This is a genomic window from Bacillus cereus group sp. N14 (genome assembly GCF_016483555.1).
GTDB lineage: Bacteria > Bacillota > Bacilli > Bacillales > Bacillaceae_G > Bacillus_A > Bacillus_A wiedmannii.
In genome coordinates this window covers 16,471-39,666 of sequence record NZ_JAEHBQ010000013.1, presented here as the reverse complement: position 1 = coordinate 39,666, position 23,196 = coordinate 16,471, and the positions used below count along the sequence as shown (strand labels likewise).

The following is a 23,196-nucleotide window of genomic DNA, read 5'->3' as shown; positions in this document are numbered from 1 at the left end:
CTTCATTTAGAAGTGAAAGTGGGAGTAGTTCAATGTGTGTTCTTTTATCAACCATTATACTTCTTCATTACGATTTCAGCAGAATAACTGTAGAAGTTTCCTTTTTTAAAAATATGCAGAATTAAATATACGTTTCTGAAAATCCTTCTTTTATATTTCAATTTATTGATATAAAATTAATTTGGAAATTTCATCTAACAAATTAGGAGGAAAACATCATGAACGGCCTATATCCTAAACAACCTACAAGTATGTTTCGTGCAATCATTAGCATGTTTGTCTTTTGCCTCGCTTACATAGGTTTAGTTTATACCACTCTTCCATTTCGGTTTGCTTTTTTAGCGATAGCTGGTGCAATGGCTTTATACTTGAACTATGGCTTTTACGGCATTCGGTCGGCTTTTAGTCCTCTACAAAAAGGGGCTACGAAAATCATTGTAATTGGACTCATATGGAATATCATACAGACAGGGTTAGTTGCATATTTAGTACAATTTGTTTTTCATTTTTCAGTTGCTGCAAATGGAAAAACTACTATTTTTGTAGATAATAGCCCACTCCAATTTATGTATCACCTGTTGCAAATTATATGCAGTTTGTTAGGAGAAGAATGTTTAATTTTAATTCCATCTATCCTGGGGATATACTTTTTGAAAAAACAAGGGGTAAGCGAAAAATGGTCGATGATTCTTATAACACTTGTTGGTGTATTTTTGTTTGGAATGGCGCATTACTCTACCTATGAGGGGAATTTAATTCAAATTCTTTTTGTAACTGGTCTAGGAAGATTGCCATTCAACTGGATTGCATTTAAAGCCAATTCTATATGGGCAAGCGTAATTGCTCATGTTTTTTATGATTTACCACTGCTCCTGGTTGCATTGTTAGTTGCACCTGTATAACGTTAATAAAGCTGTTTATTAACTAGATATATCTAAATGTAGACAAAGAAATGAATGAAACGGTTATAGAAATCCCTACTTTTCTTTGTAGCATATCGCCCCTTTCTTACATCAAAAAGGTTCATTTTGAGATCATGTAGAATTAGTACATATCGCAAGATTTTAAAATTGAAGAGGTAATTATACTGACGGATTTAACAAAATCAAAATATTCATCAACAGGTTTGAGAAGGTATTTGAAATCCTATCCGTTAACTTCATTTTTTTAATGGCATATGTATTCTCGTGTGTTGTATTAATTCCATTTATCTTGTCACAATGGGGTATCTTCCCGAAAACAAAAGTGTTTAATCTTTTCTTTTATGCCAATGCATGTGTAGGTCCTATGCTAGCAGCGTGTATCATGTTCCGAACTCTTAAAGACAAAGAGTCATGGGAAAATTAGAAACAACATTTTAACAACTAAGGTCGGTTTGAAGTGGTACTTGTTTACCCTCATCGTTATCCCCGCTGCAATTTTTCTGGGTATAGTGATAGTAAATGGAGAGATACCTACTTTCGGTGACCTTAATTTTGAATTTTTTATAACCTATCTCTTCTCTTTTGTAGCAATTTTCTTTCTCGGTGGACCTTTACCGGAGAAAATCGGATGGCGTGGTTTCGCTCTGCCTCGATTACAATCGAAATTTGGACCGTTAAAAGCTACATTACTATTTAGTGTTTTGTGGACTTTTTGGCATCTTCCACATTTCTTAACGGCTGCACAAAGGGATGGCCCGGGTTCTGACCTTTCTCTCCTATATATTCATTTGCCAATTTTTATTTTACTATGTTTACCGATCTCAATCATTCTCACATGGGTCTATAACTTCCATCACGGTAATTTATTTATTGTCATGCTAGTTCATGCGAGTGTAAATACATTTAGCTTAGTACAAACTCATTCCACCAACCCTATTTTAAAGAATACGGATTTATTTGTAGTGATAGGATTGAGTATAGCTGCTTTGCTAATTCTTATTTTCACACGAGGCAACCTTGGATCTAAACAAACCGCTAATGAAGTAACGTTCAGTAACAATGAAAATATAAGTAAATTGAACTAAAAGCATAAAAATGAACTTTGCTATTCATTTTCTCATGCTAGATCCCACATAAGATTCTGAGGTAATGGGACTGCTTTAGGAAAGTAAAACAATGTGAAGAGAATTGTTTACACAAGAGTAATGTAGTAAACGTACATGCAATATCTGTATTGAAATACAAGATGTGATTTAGAAAGAAAGGGATCTTCAATACATTGAAGATTCTTTTTTAATTTTCTAAATATTAAATTGTAAAAATCCCTTGTATGTATTATTATAAAAAATGGTATATTAGTAAATTTTATCATTTTAATTTTTCAGCTTGTAAACTATGATACTCGGAGGCGTTGTTGTGTGTAAAAAATGGAAACTTGGACTAATGAGTACTCTTCTTGCTTGTTCTACTTTTACATCTGTTGCATTTGCAGCCGATAAAACAGTCGATCAACCCAAATGGGAGAAATGGATAAACGGACATGCAAAAATATTAAATGAACCAGCTTCCCAAACAACAGAGGATTTATCATTTCTTAAAGAGGTCGTACAGGACAAGCGCATTGTTGTACTTGGCGAAAGTACGCATGGTGCAAAGGAAATGAATCAATCCAAAATTCGTATGATTAAGTACTTACATGAGGAAATGGGATATGATGTGCTTGCTTTTGAAACAGGGCTTGGGGAAGCAGCAGCTGTTCAGCAAAATTTTGATAATTTAACCGCTACGGAAGCGATGAAACAATCTTTATATGTTGTATGGCAAACAGAGGAAGTAGAACAATTATTTACCTATATGAAAGAACAAAAAGAAAAAGGAAAGCCACTCACATTAGCTGGTTTTGATATGAATTTATTTTATAAATCTTCATTCCACTCCTATGCAAATGAATGGTTGCAAAAATTAAGTCCTGAAGTGGCAAGTGAATTTAATGCAGCAGTGTCAGAGTTAATTGAACTGAATAAGTATTACGATCCAAAGAAAACATATCCCTATGATCAATTTAAAATGGAAATACAGCCTGTAATTAACAAGTTGGAAAAGGTTAGAACATTTATTCAGAATCATAAATCTGAATTGACCCAAGTCGCACCTCTCGCTTCCTATGATGTGAACTTTCTGGAGAAATCTATTAATATACGGATTGATGCGATTAAAACGCATTTAGATGCTGTAATGAAAGTTAAAGGTGGTATCTACTCACCTAAAATTGCAGACTACGCTACCTATATCCGAGATCAAAAAATGGCACAAAATTTCGCATGGCTCACCGAAATGCAGTATAAAAACAAAAAAATTATTGTGTGGGGGCATAATTATCATATTCGAAAACAAAATTCAAAAATGATATTAGACTTTACGAAGGTGCAGCAATACAATTATGTTGGCCCAAATATGATGGATTATCTTCCGCAACGTATCAAAGACCAAATGTACACGATTGGTGTATTTGCGTATGGTGGAAGCAGTTGGGATGATGGTAATGAAGATATTATTCCTGTACATAATGAACATGAAGAACAAAGCGTTGAAAAAATTATCAGCACGGTGGGAAGTCCCCATGTTTTTATTAACCTAAAGGGAGAAAGTTACCTACCAGAAACTTCATGGATGTTTACTCCTACTGCAGCAAGTTATTGGGGAATAAAAGATAAAGAAGAAATCATGATTCCGACAGAACAATATGATGGCATTCTCTGGTTAGAAAAGACGACGCCTTCTGTACTGAAGTAAATACAAAAGCATCCTTACAATATAAGGATGCTTTTGCTTATATTTTTATACATTCTTTTTCTATGAATACATTTTTGTATATATGCGTTTTAAATAGTGATTTCTAATAATAAGGAAGTAAATAATTTGCATACAAATAAAGCTTATTAATACAACAATTGAACTTTGAATAACGGACATTTCTTTACTTACTGTTTGTCCTAATTGATGAAACGTTAGAAATGCAAAACTGCTATGAACCATAGCCACTATAATCGGTAAGAAAAATAGTAGTATCATTTGTCTTGTCACGATTTGCTTTAACTCACTTTGACTCAATCCTAATTTTGAAATCATTTGATATTGCTCTTGATCACGTTCTAAATCAGTAAATAGACGGAAATATAAAAAGCTTAGCGTAAATACGAAAAATACAATACCCACCATTACACTTGAGATAGAAAGTAATCCGTTTTGTTGTTTCAATTCAAGCCATCTTAAATACAAAGATGAAAACATATAATAATCATCTTGATTCTTACCAATAATCTTCATAAGTGTAGTAGAAACTGCATTCGTTTCAGACCAATTTTCAACGATAAAACCATATATGGTGTAATCTCGGAGTACGTTTTCTTGTTGAGCATTTTGGACCTTATTATAAACAGCATCAGAGACAATAACAGGCTTTTCTATTAACGATAATTCTGGGATATAAATTGTTTTTTGCACAGAAAGTGGAACCTCTATTTGACCATGTATTATTTCAAAAGTTTTTATATCCTCCGCATTTTTCTCGTTCTTATTTAGTCGTACAGCAATGCTATCATTTTCATTTGTTAATTTCTCTATTTCATACCCTAATTGTTTTGCATATTCATTATACGTAGATAGATTAATTAATGCCAACCCGTTTAGTGTCCTTTTAAATTCTGTTGCAACAAGTTTATAAGAAAATCCATATTCTTTTAATTGCTTCTTTATCTCTTCAATATGGGCTTTTTCTTGTATATTCCCCTTATCCGATCGATACGTAAATGCATATGGGGTCTCATGTTTTGCTAGTTCTGGATTTCCAATTGCTGTACAAACTCCAATTGCGGTAAAAGAAACAGCAGATATAATTGTAACGATAAAGAATGTTCTCGCATTATCTTTCATTCGATACATCAATTCTGAAATAACAAGAAGATTGGTTCTTTTAAAGAATATAGTTTCTCTATTTTTTAAAGTATATAACACATATACACACAATTGATTAAAGAAAAAATAGGTTCCAAAAACAATTAATAAGACACCTACCCCTACAAGTAGTAATAATTGATCTAAATTCATGTAATTCACTGCAACGATACTGTGGTGAACACAGGAGTAACCTGCCCCAAATAAAATTAGTACCAACATGGATATCCAGACGGAAACTTTCGGCTCAGCTTTTGGTTTTTCCTCTGATTTTATGAGTTCTACAAGCTCATTTATTTTCAACATTTTCGATGTAAATAATGAAATAAGTAGAAATAGAACAAAAAAAGAGATAGCTGTTATTCCCATAGCCTTTAATGGAAAGTAAAATGCTAACCTATGCCCTACTCCCAATAAGGACCCAGTAACTAGTAAGAACAATTTAGAAAAAACTATCCCAAGCCCAATTCCTACTAGTATAGAAGGAATTCCAATCAACATGTTTTCGAAGAAAATTAATTGATGAAGCTGCCGATGAGACATTCCATGTAACATTAATAATCCAAACTCTTTTTTTCTATTTTTTAAAAAGGCACTAACTGAATAGAAAATAAATAAGAATGAAAAGACAAAGATTAAGTAATACGATAGTTGAAATCCTATCTTCCCAAACGTACTCAATATGGTGCTTACATGAGTCAGCTCGCCTTGTAGGTTTGGATGAAAGACGAGTAAACCATAAGTGAAGAAAATCATTACCGCAAATGTGCTACTAAAAAAATGCCCAAGATATATTCGTTTATTCCGTATAACATTATTAAATGCGAGCTGTCGAAATGTCATTTTTATTACCTCCTAACCTAGAAAGACTGTCCACAATATTTTTATAAAATAGTGGGCGATCACCGTTGCAGCAAACTTCATTGTATAGCTGTCCATCTTTAATAAATATAATGCGATCACAATAACTAGCAGCAACTGGATCATGCGTTACTAACATCATTGTTGCCTTCTCTTCTTTATTTAATAGTGTTAATATCTCCATTACGTCTTGAGAAGCTTTAGAATCTAAATTTCCTGTCGGTTCATCGGCAAGAACCAGTTTAGGAGAGTGAATGAGTGCACGAGCAATCGCTGTTCGCTGCGCTTGTCCTCCTGATATTTCATATGTTCGTTTATTTAAGATTTCGTTGATTCCTAATTTTTCCGAAATAGATTTCACTCGTTTATTTATTTTCTTCACATTCATGCCATCTAATACGAGCGGAAGAACCATATTCTCTTTTACTGTTAATGTACGCAACAGATTAAAGGATTGAAAGACGAATCCTAATTCCTGTCTGCGAAATAAGGCCAAATCATTGACCGAAAGCTGATACGGATTTTTACTATTAATGAATACACTACCTGATGTTGGTGAGTCAATAGTAGATATCATATTCAATAAAGTTGTTTTTCCACTACCCGACGGTCCCATAACCCCAACAAATTCCCCTTCTGTAATTGTCAAATTAATATTTGAAAGTGCTGTATGTGAAACATTTCCTGTGTATTCTTTACTAAGTTCTTTTACTTCTACTATTTTCATATGAGAAATTCCCTCCAATTTTATCTACTAAGAATGAGATTTGATAACTAATGCATGCCTACATTTTGACTTATTCAAAATATGATTAATGTACTACTCATTAATCATTTGTTTCAGCTTTTCTTATTTAAGCTGTCATACTTGTTCGAATGTATTAAGCAGTAAAATAACTTGCTATCGTACCTCAGGATTTTTAAGCATGTTTCTGTTTTTCATTGTAGTAGTATGGTTGTTTTTCTCATATTGAATTATCTTTCATTTTTCTTACACGCTTGAAATGTTTCTGAAAACACAGTCTATAAGCCAAAAAACATAATTTTTTTGAGAGATAGCATTAAGGAATTTTTCATATGCACTGTACTATACGGTACTAGATTTCCATATAGATTTTATTTGCAATTCTTCGTATTTTCTTTACCGTTCACCAAGTTCTTCCTATTTTTAAAATGGAACAAATTTATTACTTAGAGTGTCTATTACGTGTATTCCTAAAAATATGAAAGGACTTATTATTACCAAAAGTAAAGTGATGTAAAAAAGTGTGTATTGAAATACAGCATTTAAATGTTGCGAGTTTAATACTTTCACAGGTGGACTATTACAAGTGTAATAAAAAAAAGAAACGATCCAAACAGCGTCTGTTCATTCATCTAAACGTTTTAATTCTGCTTAACCTGTTAAAATTCAACTTCAAAAGTATTGTTATCCTATACACACTTTAATTAACATCGGTATTTAAAATACCAAAACAAAATCCATATATTCTTGAAAGAGGTTGGAAATTTATGTTCGTTTTAAACAAGTTCTTTACCATTTCACATTACAAAAAAATTGTACCTGTCGTATTACTTTCATGCGTAACACTAATAGGCTGTTCCAATAGTAATACTTCATCTGAATCACCTAAACAAACGAAACAAACAAATCAAATCAAACAAGAAAATACTGGTAATGATTCTTTTGCTAAACTTGAAAAAGAATATGATGCCAAGCTTGGTATTTATGCACTGGACACAGGTACGAATCAAACTGTTGCTTACCATGCAAATGATCGTTTTGCATTTGCCTCTACATCTAAATCATTAGCAGCGGGAGCTCTTTTACGTCAGAACTCAATAGAAGCTCTTGATGAAAGGATTACGTATACGCGAGAAGACCTTTCTAATTATAATCCAATTACTGAAAAGCATGTGGATACAGGAATGACGTTAAAAGAACTTGCAGATGCTTCTGTTCGATATAGTGACAGTACTGCACATAATTTAATTCTTAAAAAGTTAGGTGGTCCATCCGCATTTGAAAAAATATTGAGGGAAATTGGTGATACTGTTACTAATTCTGAGAGATTTGAACCTGAATTAAATGAAGTAAATCCAGGAGAAACACATGATACTAGTACACCAGAAGCGATAGCTAAGACACTTCAGTCATTTACATTAGGAACTGCACTTCCAACTGAGAAACGTGAACTATTAGTAGATTGGATGAAGAGAAATACAACTGGAGATAAATTAATTCGTGCGGGCGTACCAAAAGGATGGGAAGTAGCTGATAAAACAGGTGCAGGATCTTATGGGACAAGGAACGATATTGCAATTATTTGGCCACCAAATAAAAAACCAATTGTACTCGCCATCCTTTCTAATCATGATAAAGAAGATGCAGAATACGATGATAAACTCATTGCAGACACAACCAAAGTCGTGTTAGATACTTTAAAAGCTACGAATAAAAAATAATAGATTATTGGAGCGTGTCATATAAACCGTGTAAGTAACCTACCATCATAGATAGATGGTTGCTTCACGGTTTTTCTTTTACAAAATAGAAGAAAATTGGTGCGACAATACGTCCTGGATGATGCATCCACATTGGCATACCTGGAATGTAAGTATACACATGGTCAATGACCATAAGGACATTGCAAAAATCTTTAATTGAAAAGCATTTAACCTCATAAAAATATAAAACCTCCACTTTATATATTACTCAAATACTATTAGTCCTCTAGGAAAACTATATTGTTTCTTACATCAAAGATATACTTATATAAAGTTTCTATAGTAAGAGCATCTCTTATTTATCCAAGGGGTTCTTTTTCATGAAAAGAACCCCTTGAAAAGTATAATTTCAGGTATACTTTCTATGTTATTTTTAGATCAAGCACCTATATTATTAGAATTATGCATTGTTAATTCATAAGTTTTTTCAAATAACTTCGTCGAATGATGAAAAAGCTTATGACAAATAGCAATAAAAATATTCCTACGCCTATTGCTGTGACCCCATAAAGTGCTGATGAAAAATGGTTACGCATTGCAAGCATTATTCCACATAGAAGAATAGATGCAAGTGTAAACGGGACAAAAATTAAAGTTGCCAACTCCTTAGTCACAACAGCAACTAATTCTTTCACAGAAAAGCCAAGTTTTCGGATTCCTGTATATTTTTCTTTTTCTTCTTCAAATGACGTTTGCAGATAGAAATAAAGAATACTCATTGCCGCGCTCAAGAAGATAAGGCTCAACATGAAACCGATAAAGAATAGAAGACTCACTGTAGTTTTTTCAATCTCGTAAAAATTAATTTTAGAAGAAATTAGGCGCTCATTTGGTATTGTTGAAATTTTGGAAAGAATCGTTTCGGATAAGTCGAGTTTTTCTGTCCAATTATCAATTTCATAAGTAAATACTTTAAATACAGGATAGTCAATAGTTTCATAAACAACATCTGGGACGATATAGTACATTTTTTGGAAACCTGAAGTTAAAATATTTCGTTTCTCAAGGCCCGCATATTTAAGTTTTCCAAACGGGTAGTCACGAATAAATTCTATATTTGGAAGAGCATAGTTATTTCCTGCTGCAACATAGTATTCATCATCCTTTAGTGAAATTGTCTTATGAAAACCAAGGGCATTATAATTTGAAACTGACATAAAGCCAATATTATGATTTTTATCTGTTTTAAATGCAGAATAATATGCATCGTATTCACCTTGTTTTGCTAATGCATTTTCAATAAATGAAATATCTTTCTTTTCAACTTCAGGTGTATTACCTGAGAGTGAGATATATTCAAAGCTGTACGGATCTATTGATTCTGCTCTCGTATTTATATTGTAATAGGAACTGTACAGTACATTTGTACATAAAAATACACCTAGCAACAAGACTGTTAATAAATAGATAAGTTGGGAATGTGAGCGACCTTTGGCCTTTATGTTCGAAACGTAAAGCATATTTGTTTTTTTGTAATACGACGGTCGTTTTTGTAATACATGAATTGATACAAACATTCCCTGCGTGATAATAAAATATATGGCTAATAGCGAACTAACAAATAGTAAAATGTAATGGATGGTTCCAGATGATTCAACCCAATTCATTTCTAATATGAGCGATAGTGCTAAGAATACGCTGGTAATTACTGATAGTAACAACTTCCATGGTGCAGGCACAATTAATTTTTCCTGTGTTACATCTGCTTTTAACAGATGTACAGCTTCTTCTTTGTTAATAAAACGTGTTATAAATTTAGAAACGATACAGAATAAAATTGCAAATAAAATAATAGTTAATGCGATAGCCTGTATTGGTATATACATACCAAAGCTATTCACTTGTAACACCCTTTTGGTGACCATTAAAAACAACGGGGCGATTACAAGCCCAAGCACAATCGCTTTTATAATTGCTACACTAGCAATAAGCATATTTTCTCTGAACACCATCCTACGCACTTGCTTCATAGATGCTCCAGTAATCATAAAAATGCCAAGACTTTTGGTTTTCTTTTTCAAAAATGAAAACATCGAATAAATGATGAAAACGAATGAAAAAATATACACAATAAAGCTCGTGAGTATCATTACAAGGCTAAGTGTGCTTCCTGTTTGAATGCTTGCTAACATAGGATGAAATGCTACAATCGAAAATAAGAAAAATATCAAAATGGAAAATACACTGCTTAAAAAATAAGAAATATATGTCCATTTATCGCGCAAAATGTTTTGAAGGACAATATGATTAAAACTCATGCTGTCCACCACCTAAAAATGTAAGTGTGTCCATAATTTCTTGATAAAACTTCTGTTTATTATTGCCTCGATGCACCTCATTATAAAGAATACCGTCTTTTATAAAGATTACGCGATGTGCAAAACTAGCAACATAGGCATCATGTGTCACCATTAAAATAGCTGTGTTAAAGGTCTTGTTAATTGACTCAAACAATGTCATAACATCATTTACCGCTTTAGAATCTAGGTTTCCAGTTGGTTCATCAGCTAATAATAATCCTGGTTCATGAATAACAGCTCGAGCAATTGCCACACGCTGTTTCTGTCCACCTGAAATTTCAAATGTACGTTTCTTTAAAATTTCTTTAATACCTAAAAAAATTGCAACTTTCTCTAAACGTTTGCTCATTTCCTTAGCTTCTACAGAATCAAGTACCAAAGGTAATAAAATATTTTCCTCTACTGTTAAGGTATGAACAAGGTTAAAGTCTTGAAAGACAAACCCTAATTCTTTGCGACGAAACTTCGCTAGTTCATTATCATTTAATTCATAAGGATTTTTTGAATTAATTGTTACTGAGCCATTAGTTGGGCTATCGATTGTTGAAATGCAGTTAAGAAAAGTTGTTTTTCCACTACCAGAAGGCCCCATTACCGCAACAAACTCATTCATGTTTAAATTAAAATCAATACCTTTCAATGCCTGATAGGAAATTTCTCCTGTATATACTTTTTGAAGCTCTTTTACATTTAAAATGGTGTTTGACATCAGTACCTCACTCCTTTGTATCTTTCAGTATTTGATTATAGATGGGCCTTTTACTTCTTAACATCTTTCAACATGACAGCAATATGACAAAATTGTCACATTCAAAACGGCTACCTTATTTGGTAGCCGTTTCTATACTTCTTGAGAGGTCTATTGTAAATATTGTTTCATTATCTTTAGAATATAGATGGTATGGATGATTTAATGTAGTAAGAATACTTTTTACTAAATAGAGACCGATACCAGTTGCTTCTCCTTTTGTACGTCCTTTCGTTCCCGTGTAAAATAATTCAAAAACACGTTTTATTTCACTTTCAGGTATCGTTTCTCCTTTATTTTTAATAAGTAACTGCCCATTTTCATAGTGGATTATAATGGATGAGTATTTTTCTCCATATTTAACAGCGTTACTTAATAACTGGTAAACCACAACCTTTAGCCATTTACGATCTGAATAGAGAAATATATGCTCCGGTATAGTGCTCTTAGGAAAGATTTCTTCCTCAATAAAATAATCCTTTAAATCATTAATAACTTCCTGCACAATATGTTTTAACGGAATTGGTTCTATTTTTAAATCTGCTAATAATTTAGTAGAGCGACTATACGTTAGTAACTGATTTAAAGAGAAGTTTAGTTTATCGCACTCAACTTTTACTTTTTGCCATTCTGCAAGGGAATTTGGTTCCTTAAACTGATTAGATTGTATAAGCAGTTGAATGACAGAAAGTGGCGTTTTCATTTGATGGACAGCATGAGAAATCATTAATTGCTGATTATGTAATGAACTCTTATATTCCTCTTCTTTTGATAGAAATAAGGATTGAATATATTGCAACTGAGATGCGTATGCTTTTTCGTATGAAGCTATTGGCTGATAAATCATAAGACTGTCCGTATGAATGTTCTTATTCTCAATATGTGCATACATTTTTTTACGGCGTAAATAACGACAAAAAAGTAGTATGATTAATAGAGAGAAGGCTAGAAATATAAAATAGGTATAATGATTTTCAAAACCATCTAATCGATGAATCACAATTGGTAAGCTAATAAATGTAATGATATACAAAATAATAAAGCTCATATGGTCTTTTAAAAATAACTTCATGTAAGTTTCTCCGTTAATTGATAGCCAATTCCTCGTATAGTTTTAATTTCTAAAGTAGAATGAATGGCTTCTAATTTCTTTCGTACTCTTGCAATATTTACTGTTAAGGTATTTTCCTCAACAAATTCTTCTTCATCCCAAATGGCTGTAAGTAATTGCTGTCTTGTTACAACATTAGGATACGCTTCAAAGAACATTGTACATAGCTGGAGTTCTTTTATTGTTAATAGCTCCTCCTGATTAGGTGCGCATAATCGTACAGTGTCCAGGTTTAAAGCTGTATTTCCTATTTTTATAATTTTCCCCTGTACATTTCTTGCATATTCGCCATATATACGACGAATTTGTCCATTAATTTTTGCAAGTATCACTCCTAATAAAAAAGGCTTAGTAATGAAATCATCAGCCCCATTTTCAATGCCATACACTTGATCTGCCTCACTCATACGAGCAGAGAGAATCACAATAGGACAATTTGATATTTGTCTTATTTTACGGGACCAATAATAACCATCAAAAGCAGGAAGGGTAACATCCATTATGACAAGGTGGGGTTGAAAGTCTTGAAAAATTTCTAATACCTTTTGAAAATCTTCTACAACGAGGCAATGATATCCATATTTTTTAAGATGGTTTTTTAGCGTATATGCTATATTCATTTCATCTTCAACAATCAATAATTTATACATTTCATCCTCCGATTTATTTATTAACTTTGTCTCATACCTTAATTTTAAACCATTATTGCTTTTGCTCAAAATAAGGACAGTCTTATACTATAAGGGGTGGCACCAAATGTCCATCAACTTAAAAATGAAAGTACACTTTGTTTTCATTTTTAAGTTGATGGGCATGTGGACCTTACACTTCATGTTCACAAAATTTTTAATATATTGATGTGTTTGAAGCTTTTCGTTTACTGGCTGAATCCAATAACTATTAAAGAGGGCCTTCTGGCTCTCTTTTCATATCAGAAATCACCATAATCTCGTCCCTCAACCATGACTCCACTCACTATATATTCATTAATAAACCATTGGTTACTCTTCATTTCATTCCAATAACTATTTTATTAAGATTTTAGGTACCCAATTTCCCTTGCATATTCACGCATCTTTTTCACTTCTTCCTCTGGCCATCCCCAATGCGGGCAGTACAAACCACTGTAACCGTTTAATCCGTTCGAATCGTCATTACCATAAATGAAGTGAGTAAAATCTTTTACTAGTCCCCACATTGTGCCGCCGCTTGAAAAGTACATTTTTTGTATTTTTGTTTTATGATTAATTCTTGTCATATTCATAGAAACATTTGTATAGTGATCAACAAACCGCAATGATTTACCATTGAGCACAAAATGAATCATAAAAAGGTCTATCATCTTATGAAAGAATTAGGGTTAAAATGTCTGGTTCGTATAAAAAAATATCGCTCTTACAAAGGGACAGTTGGGAAAAATGCGCCGAATATTTTAAATGGCAACTTCCAAGCTAAAAAACCAAATGAGAAGTGAGTTACAGATATTACGGAGTTTAAGTTATTTGGGGAGAATTTATACCTATCACCAATGTTAGATTTATTTAATGGTGAAATTATCACGTATACAATTGGTTCAAGACCGACCTATTCCCTTGTTTCAACGATGTTAGACCGAGCCTTTGAACGTGTAACAGATCAAGACAAACTCCTCATTCATTCTGATCAAGGGTGGCACTATCAAATGAAAAAATATCGTCATTCTCTTAAGAAATGTGGTATAACACAAAGTATGTCTCGCAAAGGAAATTGTTATGACAATGCCGTTATTGAAAATTTTTTAGGTATCATGAAATTCGAATTTCTGTATCGAAAAGAATTTGAAAGTATAGCACATTTCAAACAAGAATTAGCAAAGTACATAGACTACTATAATCATAAAAGAATTAATGCAAAATTAAAGGGTATGAGCCCGATACAATACCGGACTCATACCCTAGAGGCTGCCTACTGAAACAACCTGTCTAACTTTCGGGGTTCACTTCATTTTCTGAAGAGACTTTTACTTAAATAAAGTTTAATAAAAGCCGTGGGAGTTTAATGCCTACAACTTTGTAAAAGGATTTTGATTTACTATAAAATATCCTCTAAAGGTCTATTCTTAAAATTTACTTTTAACTTGATGTTGATATGACATAACCTTAAATATTTCGAAATTTAAAAAGCTCCCTAATAATGTTAAAGGGGCTTTGCTCATACAAATGATCTGTATATCAAAGATGAATTGATTTACAGATCATTTGTATGATAATTTTTATAAATAATTGCTAAGTAGTGAATTTACATAAATGCTTTTAGAAGTTCTTGAACTAATGGGATTGCTCCACCAATAAATTTTAAAACTGCCATTGCGATTTCCATATTACTTCCTCCTCTTTTGTTAGTAATGGGATGTGATTAATCTTTATGTCCTTATTATAGTAAGCGTTTACATATATAACAATACATTTCTGTATGCAATATTGCATATTTATACATTTAGACAATATTGGACCTCTATTAGTCATTATTTAATGGTACCATAACGAGGTGAGAGTCTTTAAGGGTTCGCCTTAATAGGAGGAAATATGGAAAAATCGCAAGATATTTACAGTAATCTAAAGTTTAAGAGTTGGTTTAATCAAGTATTAGCTGTAGGAGGAATATTAGGATTCTGCTACTTGGTGTTATATGGTTTCTGTTTCTTAGTTGATATGTAAATATTATACAACTACACTAGTGAAGTCTTGCCTACAGAGGTAAGACTCTTTTATTGTACTCGAGATGAACAAACTACATACAATAGTTCTCAGGTTCTTCAGATTACTCTGTATGGTTCCTTGTTCCTCTATGTTCTAACCATTATCTCCTATCATTGAAAGTACATAAACTTCTATTTGAAAACTTCCATTTATATTGGAAACACAATTGTATTGATACAAAATATCTTTTTACTAGATACATATTAAAAAGACAAGCATAAGTTGGATTACGTTTTGGTACAATCTTTTTATCTTTGAAAAGGACTTAAATCTTATTAATAGATTTGAGTCCTTTTGTATGTATTAATATATAAAAGCATACAAATATAATATATTAAAAATAATTTAAATGCAAGAATACTAGTAAGGGAACCGCCAGCAATTCGGAAAAAAACAAGCTAAAAAATACAATAAGTTGCCCATATGGGCAGCTTATTTACATAATTTTCTTTATTGGAAGTACACTTAAGACCATCTTCAACTTAATAGGAGTCTAATATCTCAAGTTTCTTAACTAATCCCCAACTATTTAGACCTAAAGATGCATAAATATTGTAATCAAAATAATTCCCGTTTATCAATGTTTCCTATAACTCTTTAATATCCTCATAGAATATAGGCCAACCTTGCATTAAGATATTTTTCATATATTTCTTACTACAAATATAGACGGTATTATCCTTGTTGCAGTTTTAATTTTAATTAAGTCTATTGTAATTACACAGATTGAAATATCTATTCAATTTCAAAAATAGTACAGGGAATGTATATAAAAAGATCACTTGTCTTGGAAACAAGTGATCTTTTTATTAGATAAACCGCTACTTGCCAACAGCAGGTAATTGTTATCCTATTCATATGTTCAATAGATATTATAACACATTTTTTAGTTATATAGACGGAATAGTTCCTAATGAAATGAGACCAAAATATTTCAAAAGGTACCATTAATTATTTAGTATTTTAAAAATGCAATTTTGAATCTTTCGAAGCACTAAATCAGGTAGATTTTAATATACGTCTGCAGCAGGATCTAACAATTGAGTTCTAGTAATTAATGCTGGTAACATAACAAAAAGAGTCCTGATTGAAACGAACTCTTTTATGAGTTTTTACAAAAGTAAACTTTTAAACACATAATTACATTTCTATTATTTTACCACTTGTACAGATACTGGTTTCCACCCCTGATTCTCTATCCAATCAATATCAACCTTATATTTTTTGTTACTTTGCTTATCTCGCACATTACCGTAGGCTTTATTATTACCATTATTCCCAATAAAATCGACAATCAATTGGCTCTCTGGAACATCAACAGCATAAGAAATTGCTTTTTTCATCTCATTCCAATCTACTGTCCCTTCTTTAAATTTCATTTCAGGTTTAGCCCCTTGCTTTGTACCAATTGGCTTCCAAGAAGGATTAGTTTGAGAACCCTTTTCTTGAGATACCGATTTTTCTGCTTTTTGTTTCTCTTCTAACTGTGCTGCTTCTTTCTCTTCACGTTTCTTCTCTTCTAACTGTGCCGCTTCTTTCTCTTCACGTTTCTTCTCTTCTAACTGTGCCGCTTCTTTCTCTTCACGTTCCTTCTCTTCTAACTGCACTGCTTCTTTCTCTTTACGTTTCTTCTCTTCTAACTGCGCTGCTTCTTTCTCTTTACGTTTCTTCTCTTCTAACTGCGCTGCTTCTTTCTCTTTACGTTTCTTCTCTTCTATCTTTGTTGCTTTCTTTTCTTGAGCAATTGCTTTCTTTGATGTATCAGAAGGGTCAAACAACTGGTATGTCACTATACCAACTGTCACTAATACCAAAGTAAATGCAATATTAAAAACCACCTTTTTACGACGATTTTGTTGTTTTTCTTGAAACCTGCTTACTTGTCCCATTTTTTAAACCCCCGAGTTTATTTTCTCTTCTATTCTCTATGCATTATTCTTATAATTCTTAATATTTTTATTAAACGATGGAAATAAATCACAATTCCGATACAAGATTTCATATCATAATAAAATTTGTTTTGTTTCAAGCATCTGACATATGTTATTCAAAAATATTTTAATACATTAAAAATTGATAAGCTTCTGTTCGTAAGAAACCTTCAATTTTATTCAAAGGTGATTCCAATTACGTCCACATTAGATCTCCTGTAGAAATCTTTTTAACAATTAAGCCCCTTCTTCCCTTATTTATAATTTTCAAATTAAACTGCCCTCTATGGTACAATAAAGATGTGTTGTTTTCTACTGGCGTATGTCGTAAAATCAAAAGGCATTTTATCTCTTTTACCTTTTTTTCAGAGTAACTTTCACCACTAGGAAACTCTATTATTCCTAATGTAATCTTTAATTCGCTTTCATCAAAAATCCAATCCTTATTAAGTTCCCTTATCTTTTGTATAAAGCTTCTTTTGGTTTTTCCTATATAAATCAATGTTTCATTCTTAGCATATACTCTAGAGATTGCAAATATTCCCTTCTTAAAAGCTTCTTCTCTATTATAAAAATCATTTAAACTATACAATCCATACCATTTAATATGTACTGTTTCTATTAATCTCACCTCATTTTTAGATAATATTATAATTTCCGAATGTTCAAATTATTGTGGATACATAGCCTTGATTACTTGAATTATAAATAGTGCTTTTCAATAATACATTTTATTATTACTAATTTCAATAATGAATATATATATATCATCATGAATTTCCTATCATTTGTTTCGTCAAGTAAGGATCATGATTCTCTTCGATAATTTTATCGTTCTGTGGTGGGAGAATCCTTGTACAGGAGAAATAACGCGTCCGCCGGATGAGTTGATTTTTCGTTTTCTAAATACCTTTTCTTAAAATGATATGCTGTGTTTTAGCGTAGGACGTCATTTGCATAGAATGGCGTATTTTTTTTGGGGAAATTCGAAAATGTGAATCTCCATCATATAAGGGTAACAAGGGGTAGCACCACATCGCTATCAAGCTAAGCCCATAAGACGTCAAGTTTAGTAGAGGTTGTTTCTTTTTTCTAAAAGCTAGGTGTAGAGAATTTAAATATTTGCATGCGAAATAAACCCTATCGGGTTTCATTTTTTGAATTAGGCCGCTTGATCATCAGACATGGTACAATTGTAAACTACACCTAATATATCAAAGACGTTTTTTTTCTCATACCTATGGGATTTTCGCCCATTTTGCTGTAGGAGGTTGAACAGGCGAATGAGAATCTTTGATAGTTCTTGGGTGTCTTTCTGTGTAGCTTGATAAATAAGAAGAAGGTAATCTTTAATCATATATATGGCCTTATATTCACTCAGTTCTCGTTTCTTTTTCATAAGAAGTAATTGTCGCATTTGAAACATAGTAGACGAACAGAGCAGAATCGCAATCAGCTGCCCATACAAATGGCATTCCAATCGTTCTCTTTTTATCTTTTTACAATGATGAATATGAAAGAATGATTTCCATGTTTTAAATAAAATCTCGATTTGCCAACGTAAAGAGTACCAATCATGTACTTGTCCCATCGGGACAATATCTGTAGAGGTATTTGTCATGTATACATTGATACCGCTAAGTCGTTTACTACGAGCAGAATACTTCATTCCTTTCTTTTTTTCTCTTACAGTTTGATTTTGTAATCGTTTTTGTTGCTGTTCTTTTGTTAGCCGATGAACAATCACACGAGTTGGGATTTTATCAGTCATTCCTACATAAGCGTCGGATATTTCATATGTTTGACCTGGCTGAAAAGAGTTTATTAACGTTTCCATATCTATCTGTATATACTCTGTACCTTTCTTGATTCTGCCATCTTGAAAATAATCAGGGTTAGGATTTTTTTGATAAATATGTGTATTCGATTTGATACGTGAGATATAATATGCCTTTTTATCTTGTATATGTTGAAGATCTTTCAAGTGAAAATACCCTAAATCACGGATACATAAATCATTCGCTGTCACAGTTGGGGCACATAGAGAACCATAGGTTCGATCATGTTGTTTACCTGGGCCTGTATGAATATGTAGGAACTGCCCACTCAATAAATCATACTCAAGCTGAATCTTCATCCCAGCTGTATGACTGCATCCTCCTGCACATGGATAAACAGATGAAAATACATCGGGAAGTTGAAAGGCAGTTGAATCTAGGATACGAATACGCTTGAAAATAGAAGCGTATGGAGAAGTGAGCATCTTAGTTGAAGATAACTTTTGATTGAGAAGTTTGGCTAACACTTGTTGTAGAAATTGCACGGCTGTGGCATTAAATCGTTGATGCTTCTAAACAGCTACATAAATGAGTTAAAGAGGTTTTAGCGACATTTTGACTGATCCATACACATAAAGCGACTAAATCTTTTGCTTGATACTTACTGGTTATTTGTACAAAACCAACATTTCTAGCAAGATCTCGTAAGAAATTTGGAGATAAAAAGTTTTGAATCTCTTGAGCAAATAGTTGTAATTCATCCGATACAGAAATAGACATACAAAAAACGCCATCCTTTCCTATGATTCTACAGAAAGGATAACGCCTTTTTGGCTTTAGAGGTAGTGCAAAAACTTAGCTTTATAGCGATGAAACAGAATCCCTATAAAGATTTTTAATGTAATAAAATACGTTTATGTTACTATTGGATATTTCATCTCCTATTCCTTTGCTAAATGCCATTTAATGATATGTCCAGCGTGTGTAAGACCTCCTCCAAACCCATAGAGTAAGAGCGTGTCCCCTTTTTTCACCTTTCCTTCCTTCATACCTATGTCTAATGCTAATGGAATGGAGACAGAAGAAGTATTTCCCATGTATGTTACACTTGTTAACGTTTTATCCAGTGGGAAACCTGATTTTTCACATATAGATTCAATCATTCGTAAATTAGCACTATGTGGAACAAACCAGTTCACCTCTTCCAGTTGTAACTCTGCTTGACATAACAATTCTTTAATACCTATTGGTAGTGTCCGTGCTGCCCACTTATATACTTCTCTTCCATTTTGAACTATCTTCCCATGTGTTCTTAAAGGATTTCCAAACATGGTAGTAGATAAATTTTTATTATATACATGCATGCCTCCTTCCCCATTTGTCCCAATATGCGTAGCTATAAAGCTAGACTCTTCTTCATCTTTCTCTACTAAAACAGCTGCGGCTCCATCTCCAAATAAGATACATGTAGTTCGGTCTGTATAGTCTGTAATCTTAGATAAGGTTTCGGTCGTTACAATTAAAATCTTGCGATGAAGGCCAGATGTAATTAAACCATTCGCCAGATGTAATCCGTATGTAAAACCAGCACAAGTCGCATTGAAATCAACAGAACCTGTATGTTGAATATTAAAATACTCTTGTATTTGGCAGGCTACACTTGGAAAAGTGTAGTCAGGCGTAGTTGTTGAAACGAGAATACAATCCACGTCGACAAGACTTTTATGATAACGTTCCACTAAGTTTTCAATAGCTTTAAAAGCTAATGTAGAGGCATATTCGTTATCACCAGTAATTCTTCTTTCCTTCATCCCAGTTCTTTGTACAATCCATGCATCATTTGTATCTACTAATTTTTCTAAATCATCATTGGTCAGCTTTTTTTCAGGTACATAGGTACCAATAGCTGTAATTCTTGCTTTTGATTGCATACATTTATCCCCCTTTACTATTTTCACACTTAGTTATATAATCAAATAATAGTACCAGGTACTAATTATTGTCAATATTCGAACATTTTATTTCTGGAAATTAAACTAACTAAAATATCTAGCTATGGTATAAAGGAGAGACATTCATGCTCAATATTCAACAAATTGAAGAAATTATTCCCCATCGTTATCCCCTTTTATTAATTGATCGGATCATTGAAGTAGAAGAAGGAAAGCGTGCAGTTTAGATCCAAAATGTTGTAACTAATGAAGGATTTTTTACCAGTCATTTTTCTGACTATTCAATCATGTCCAACGTCCTTATTGTAGATGCCCTTTTAACATGAATAAATAAGTAGAAGTTTATTGAAAAATTTTCTGGAGAAGAACAATGCTAAAACCCTGTATTGATGTAGAAAAAAAGAAATTCAGAATAATGTAAAGGGAGAAGAGTGATGATTGATATTTTAAAGATTTTTGCGGCCTTAGTTTTGGGATACCTTTTAGGAAGCCTTAATACAGCGGTGATTGTAGGGAAAATATACGGCAAGGACATAAGAAGCCATGGAAGCAAAAGCGCCGGGCTTACCAATACTCTGAGGATACTTGGGAAATCTGCTGCGGTGTTTGTTCTTGCGGGAGATATATTAAAAGGGGTAATTGCCTGTTATATAGGCTTGTTCCTTAGCGTTTACTTTTATTCGGGAGAGGCTAAAGATTGCGTAAGCCTTTTAGCGGCGGGCGCAGGGGCGGTTATAGGGCATAACTGGCCGATATATTTTGGGTTTAAAGGAGGCAAGGGAGCACTTACAGCAGTGGCTGTACTGTTTATGGTTGACTGGGTTATGGCCCTTTTATGCCTTGGCTTTTTTGTGATAATAGTAGCTTTAACCCGTTATGTCTCTTTAGGTACAATATGTGCTACATTGCTTGTTGCAGTCATTTCATTTATTCCTGTTTTTGGTAATACCTTATATTTTTATATATTTGCATTCCTAATGGCGTTTATGGTTATTTTCAGGCATATGGAAAATATACAAAGGCTGCTTTTAGGAACAGAAAATAAACTTATTTTTCCACAGCGTTGAGCATGTCGTCAAAATAGAAAAAAATTGGGGTTAGTTAACCGTTTAAGGAGGACGACAACGATTCTTTACTTTTGGAGTCACTCAAGAAAAATGTACTTTATAATCCTATTTTTGGTATATCTCCTACCTTAGTAGCAATAAAGGGTTAATATAAGTCATCACATGATGCGTAAATATTAACGTACACATTGAATAGAAGAAATCAAAAAATACGTTATCCTTTCCTATGATTCTACAGAAAGAATAGCGTATTTTTTATTTTAGGGGGTATTTTGTTTTGTTAGCTTGATAGCGATGCCCCATGCCCATCAAGCTAACTAAATAAATTACTAGGTACGAATTGATCCTTGTTTCAAAACTGGCAAGTGATAAAAAAGTAGGCATGCTAAAGAAGCCTATTAAAACGCGATTTTTTCGCTAGGCAGCTTGTCTATGCTTCACTGTCGTTTTATACACAATCCCTAGAATATCAAAGACGGTCATCTTCTTATGTCTATGACATTTACGACCGTTCTTTTTGAGCAGTTGATAAAGGCGATGCAGAATTTTTAAAAGTTCTTCTGTGCCAACAGCTATCGCTTGAAACAGTAACGGAAAGTAATCTTTAATCATATAAATCGCTTTGTATTCACTCAGCTCCTGCTTTTTCTTTTCAAGCAGAAACTGACGCATTTGAAACATCGTAGAAGAACAGAGGAGAATGCCGATGAGTTGTCCATATAAATGGCACTCTAGGCGTTCACTTTTTATATTTTGACATTCATCAATTTCAAAGAATGACTTCCACGTTTTAAACAAAATTTCAATCTGCCAACGAAGTGAATATAATGAATGCACGTAGTTCGTCGGTACTTCTTCTAACGACGTATTCGTGATATATACATTCATGCCCATTAAACGTTTACTTTTATCCTTCATGACAATGCCTTTCTTCTTTTCACGTATCGCTTGGTTTTTCAGACGTGTTTGTGTTTGATCATCGGTTAAACGATGGATAATGACGTGACGACAAAATCAACTGCACCTGAGTTTAGAAGTAGACCAACAGCTAAGGACACTTGGATATAGCTTAACTCCGATTCCTCAATAGTAACGCCGAAAGTCAAAAGAAGATAAAAAAGATAAAACTAATCTTACCTTAATATTTGCTATTCTATTTGTTCGTTTCAAAAACTTACACAGATTTTTTGACAATTCCGGTTATTATTTTCTATTTTTCCATCACAGTATTGTGATGCTTTTTATGTATTTTGAGAAGTATTGGTCATTTGATGTTACAGACACTGTTATTCTTCCATTTCTATAGAAAAAGTTGGGGATTCCCC

At 32.9% G+C, this 23,196-nt stretch carries 13 protein-coding genes and 8 pseudogenes; 7 read left to right on the top strand and 14 right to left on the bottom strand.

The window, feature by feature from the left end; all coding sequences use genetic code 11:
* Nucleotides 1–218 precede the first annotated feature (218 nt).
* From JDS82_RS18580 to JDS82_RS18570, 3 genes and pseudogenes are all read left to right on the top strand, one after another.
* The gene (locus JDS82_RS18580) at nt 219–902 is read left to right on the top strand and encodes a CPBP family glutamic-type intramembrane protease (protein WP_098646553.1); all 684 of its coding nucleotides are present in this window, start codon (nt 219–221) and stop codon (nt 900–902) included.
* A gap of 182 nt (nt 903–1,084) precedes the next feature.
* Nucleotides 1,085–2,008 (top strand): annotated as a pseudogene (locus tag JDS82_RS18575) (CPBP family intramembrane glutamic endopeptidase).
* Nucleotides 2,009–2,339: 331 nt separating this feature from the next.
* Nucleotides 2,340–3,716 (top strand): erythromycin esterase family protein, encoded by a 1,377-nt coding sequence (locus JDS82_RS18570; protein WP_199713700.1) that lies wholly within the window; start codon nt 2,340–2,342, stop codon nt 3,714–3,716.
* Between the two features lie 60 nt (nt 3,717–3,776).
* On the opposite strand, the gene JDS82_RS18565 is transcribed toward JDS82_RS18570, so the two are convergent.
* On the bottom strand, nt 3,777–5,720 hold the full coding sequence (locus JDS82_RS18565) for an ABC transporter permease (protein ID WP_199713699.1): 1,944 nt from the start codon (nt 5,718–5,720) through the stop codon (nt 3,777–3,779).
* A complete protein-coding gene (locus JDS82_RS18560; RefSeq protein WP_199713698.1) occupies nt 5,695–6,465 on the bottom strand; it encodes an ABC transporter ATP-binding protein in 771 nt (256 codons plus the stop codon). The genes JDS82_RS18565 and JDS82_RS18560 overlap by 26 nt, the downstream gene beginning before the upstream one ends.
* 785 nt (nt 6,466–7,250) lie before the next feature.
* On the opposite strand from JDS82_RS18560, the gene blaIII reads away from it, so the two are divergent.
* Complete coding sequence (gene blaIII, locus JDS82_RS18555; RefSeq protein WP_199713697.1) at nt 7,251–8,204, top strand: class A beta-lactamase BlaIII; 954 nt, start codon at nt 7,251–7,253, stop codon at nt 8,202–8,204.
* Nucleotides 8,205–8,277: 73 nt separating this feature from the next.
* On the opposite strand, the pseudogene JDS82_RS18550 reads toward blaIII, so the two are convergent.
* The 6 genes and pseudogenes from JDS82_RS18550 to JDS82_RS29780 form a co-directional block, all read right to left on the bottom strand.
* Nucleotides 8,278–8,423: pseudogene (locus JDS82_RS18550) on the bottom strand (TraX family protein); the annotation flags it as partial.
* Between the two features lie 233 nt (nt 8,424–8,656).
* Entirely contained in the window at nt 8,657–10,504 is a 1,848-nt protein-coding gene (locus tag JDS82_RS18545) for an FtsX-like permease family protein (protein ID WP_000009437.1), read from the bottom strand.
* Nucleotides 10,494–11,255 (bottom strand): ABC transporter ATP-binding protein, encoded by a 762-nt coding sequence (locus JDS82_RS18540; RefSeq protein ID WP_000072383.1) that lies wholly within the window; start codon nt 11,253–11,255, stop codon nt 10,494–10,496. Before JDS82_RS18540 ends, JDS82_RS18545 begins: the two co-directional genes overlap by 11 nt.
* Nucleotides 11,256–11,370: 115 nt before the next feature.
* Nucleotides 11,371–12,366 (bottom strand): sensor histidine kinase, encoded by a 996-nt coding sequence (locus tag JDS82_RS18535; protein WP_199713696.1) that lies wholly within the window; start codon nt 12,364–12,366, stop codon nt 11,371–11,373.
* A complete protein-coding gene (locus tag JDS82_RS18530; protein WP_199713695.1) occupies nt 12,363–13,055 on the bottom strand; it encodes a response regulator transcription factor in 693 nt (230 codons plus the stop codon). Before JDS82_RS18530 ends, JDS82_RS18535 begins: the two co-directional genes overlap by 4 nt.
* Before the next feature lie 383 nt (nt 13,056–13,438).
* Nucleotides 13,439–13,726: pseudogene (locus JDS82_RS29780) on the bottom strand (hypothetical protein); the annotation flags it as partial.
* Between JDS82_RS29780 and JDS82_RS18520 the strand changes: the two are divergent.
* A pseudogene (locus tag JDS82_RS18520) lies at nt 13,718–14,356 on the top strand (IS3 family transposase); the annotation flags it as partial. The pseudogenes JDS82_RS29780 and JDS82_RS18520 sit on opposite strands and share 9 nt — an antisense overlap.
* Before the next feature lie 326 nt (nt 14,357–14,682).
* On the opposite strand, the pseudogene JDS82_RS30195 reads toward JDS82_RS18520, so the two are convergent.
* The 5 genes and pseudogenes from JDS82_RS30195 to JDS82_RS18500 form a co-directional block, all read right to left on the bottom strand.
* Nucleotides 14,683–14,870 (bottom strand): annotated as a pseudogene (locus JDS82_RS30195) (hypothetical protein).
* A 1,424-nt stretch (nt 14,871–16,294) separates the two neighbouring features.
* Nucleotides 16,295–17,032, bottom strand: coding sequence for a YrrS family protein (locus JDS82_RS18515; protein WP_199713694.1), 738 nt, complete (start codon nt 17,030–17,032; stop codon nt 16,295–16,297).
* A gap of 238 nt (nt 17,033–17,270) precedes the next feature.
* Complete coding sequence (locus tag JDS82_RS18510; protein ID WP_088081628.1) at nt 17,271–17,705, bottom strand: sodium:proton symporter; 435 nt, start codon at nt 17,703–17,705, stop codon at nt 17,271–17,273.
* A gap of 531 nt (nt 17,706–18,236) precedes the next feature.
* Nucleotides 18,237–19,632, bottom strand: a pseudogene (locus JDS82_RS18505) (IS4 family transposase).
* 161 nt (nt 19,633–19,793) lie between these two features.
* Nucleotides 19,794–20,783 carry a ketoacyl-ACP synthase III gene (locus JDS82_RS18500; protein WP_199713693.1) on the bottom strand — a complete coding sequence of 330 codons (990 nt, stop codon included), beginning with the start codon at nt 20,781–20,783 and terminating at the stop codon, nt 19,794–19,796.
* A 146-nt stretch (nt 20,784–20,929) separates the two neighbouring features.
* Between JDS82_RS18500 and JDS82_RS18495 the strand changes: the two are divergent.
* Together JDS82_RS18495 and plsY are read left to right on the top strand one after the other, a co-directional pair.
* Nucleotides 20,930–21,121: pseudogene (locus JDS82_RS18495) on the top strand (hotdog family protein); the annotation flags it as partial.
* 117 nt (nt 21,122–21,238) lie between these two features.
* Nucleotides 21,239–21,871 (top strand): glycerol-3-phosphate 1-O-acyltransferase PlsY, encoded by a 633-nt coding sequence (plsY, locus tag JDS82_RS18490; protein ID WP_199713692.1) that lies wholly within the window; start codon nt 21,239–21,241, stop codon nt 21,869–21,871.
* Nucleotides 21,872–22,288: 417 nt separating this feature from the next.
* Here plsY and JDS82_RS18485 read toward each other — a convergent pair.
* A pseudogene (locus tag JDS82_RS18485) lies at nt 22,289–22,873 on the bottom strand (transposase); the annotation flags it as partial.
* Between the last annotated feature and the right edge of the window lie 323 nt (nt 22,874–23,196).